This window comes from Kitasatospora sp. NPDC091257, from assembly GCF_044757675.1.
Taxonomy (GTDB): domain Bacteria; phylum Actinomycetota; class Actinomycetes; order Streptomycetales; family Streptomycetaceae; genus Kitasatospora; species Kitasatospora lactacystinica.
Genome location: NZ_JBIVVI010001319.1, coordinates 1 through 2360, shown reverse-complemented (window position 1 = coordinate 2360; position 2360 = coordinate 1). Strand labels below are relative to the sequence as shown.

The window sequence follows — 2360 nt, the reverse complement described above, 5'->3', positions numbered from 1 at the left end:
CCCGAGGGGGGCACGGGCCATCCGGTGGATCGTCAGAATGCTTGTTCTGAGGGGAACTCAGGCGACCGGCAGAGTACGGGGCTTGAAGGCCGGGCGGGTCTCCTCGAAGGCCGCGATGTCGGCCTCGTTCCGCAGGGTGATGCTGATGTCGTCCAGGCCGTTGAGCAGCCGCCACCGGACGTTGTCGTCCAGTTCGAAGGCCGCGACGACGCCCTCGGCACGCACTTCGCGCGCCTCCAGGTCGACGGTGATCTCGGCCGAAGGGTCACTCTCCGTGAGCGCCCAGAGCCGTTCCACGGTCTCCTGCGGCAGGACGACCGTCAGCAGGCCGTTCTTCAGGGAGTTGCCCCGGAAGATGTCGGCGAAGCGCGACGAGATGACCGCGTGGAAGCCGTAGTTCTGGAGCGCCCAGACGGCGTGCTCCCGGGAGGAGCCGGTGCCGAACTCGGGGCCGGCCACCAGGACCGTGGCGCCCTGCCGCTCGGGCCGGTTGAGGATGAACGACTCGTCCTTGCGCCAGGCCTCGAACAGGCCGCCCTCGAAACCGGATCGGGTGACCTTCTTGAGCCAGTGGGCCGGGATGATCTGGTCGGTGTCCACGTTGCTGCGACGCAGCGGCACGGCCCGGCCGGTGTGGGTGGTGAACTTCTCCATGGCTCAGGCCTCCACGGCAGCGACGTCGGCGGACAGGTCGGAGGGGGCGGCGAGACGGCCCAGGACGGCGGTCGCGGCGGCGACCTGCGGGGAGACCAGGTGGGTGCGGCCGCCCTTGCCCTGCCGGCCCTCGAAGTTGCGGTTCGAGGTGGAGGCGCAGCGCTCCCCCGGGGCCAGCTGGTCGGGGTTCATGCCCAGGCACATCGAGCAGCCCGCGTGGCGCCACTCGGCACCGGCCGCGGTGAACACCTTGTCCAGGCCCTCCTCGACGGCCTGGAGGGCGACCCGGACGGAGCCGGGGACCACCAGCATCCGGACGCCGTCGGCGACCCGGCGGCCCTCCACGACGGCCGCGGCGGCCCGCAGGTCCTCGATCCGGCCGTTGGTGCAGGAGCCGACGAAGACGGCGTCGACCTTCACCTCGCGCAGCGGGGTTCCGGCCTCCAGACCCATGTACGCCAGGGCGTTCTCGGCGGCCAGGCGCTCCTGCGGGTCGGCGAAGGACGCCGGGTCCGGCACCTCGGCGCCCAGCGGGGCGCCCTGGCCCGGGTTGGTGCCCCAGGTGACGAACGGGGTCAGCTCGCTCGCGTCGATGAAGATCTCGTGGTCGAAGACCGCGTCCTCGTCGGTGCCCAGGGTCCTCCAGTACGCGACGGCGGCGTCCCAGTCCTCGCCCTGCGGGGCGTGCGGGCGGCCCTGGAGGTACGCGAAGGTGGTCTCGTCCGGGGCGATCATGCCCGCCCGGGCGCCGGCCTCGATCGACATGTTGCAGACGGTCATCCGGGCCTCCATGGACAGGCTCCGGATCGCCGAACCGCGGTACTCCAGGACGTAGCCCTGGCCGCCGCCGGTGCCGATCTTCGTGATGACGGCCAGGATCAGGTCCTTGGCGGTGACGCCCTCGGGCAGCTCGCCCTCGACGGTGACCGCCATCGTCCGGAACGGCGCCAGCGGCAGCGTCTGGGTGGCCAGCACGTGCTCGACCTGGCTGGTGCCGATGCCGAACGCCAGTGCGCCGAAAGCGCCGTGGGTCGAGGTGTGGGAGTCACCGCAGACCACGGTCATGCCGGGCTGGGTCAGGCCGAGCTGCGGGCCGACGACGTGCACGACGCCCTGCTCGACGTCGCCGAGCGAGTGGATCCGGACGCCGAACTCGGCGGCGTTCCTGCGCAGGGTCTCCAGCTGCACCCTGGAGACCGGGTCGGCGATCGGCTTGTCGATGTCCAGGGTGGGGGTGTTGTGGTCCTCGGTGGCGATCGTCAGATCGGTGCGGCGGACCGTGCGGCCGGCCAGCCGCAGCCCGTCGAAGGCCTGCGGGCTGGTGACCTCGTGGAGCAGGTGCAGGTCGATGAAGAGGAGGTCGGGTTCGCCCTCCGCGCGCCGCACGACGTGGTCGTCCCAGACCTTCTCTGCGAGTGTCCGTCCCATCGGATTCCCTCCAGCCGGCCGCGTTGCCGGCCTTCTCGTGTCGTCGAGGTCAAAGCGTGTGCGCCGCCCTGAGACTCCCGGGCCGCTCCCGTCCAGAGTGGCGCTTTTCGCCGGAGATTGAACTTGTGTCTCGCGGAGTGAGACCGCAGTCTTAGCGCATGGACAGCGCTCCGTCCCCCTCCGCCGCCGGGCGGCAGGGCCCGCGGAAAGCCGGAAGGGCCACCCGCTGCTCTGCGACGACTGGCGACCGGAGCGCGGCGAGGCGCCCGGACCTGTGC

General features: G+C 71.5%; 2 protein-coding genes. Both read right to left on the bottom strand.

The window, feature by feature from the left end; translation table 11 throughout:
- Positions 1–57: 57 nt before the first annotated feature.
- The gene (gene leuD, locus ACIQOV_RS37770; RefSeq protein ID WP_401055301.1) at positions 58–654 is read right to left on the bottom strand and encodes a 3-isopropylmalate dehydratase small subunit; all 597 of its coding nucleotides are present in this window, start codon (positions 652–654) and stop codon (positions 58–60) included.
- Positions 655–657: 3 nt separating this feature from the next.
- Entirely contained in the window at positions 658–2082 is a 1425-nt protein-coding gene (leuC, locus tag ACIQOV_RS37765) for a 3-isopropylmalate dehydratase large subunit (protein WP_380543465.1), read from the bottom strand.
- Positions 2083–2360: the final 278 nt, after the last annotated feature.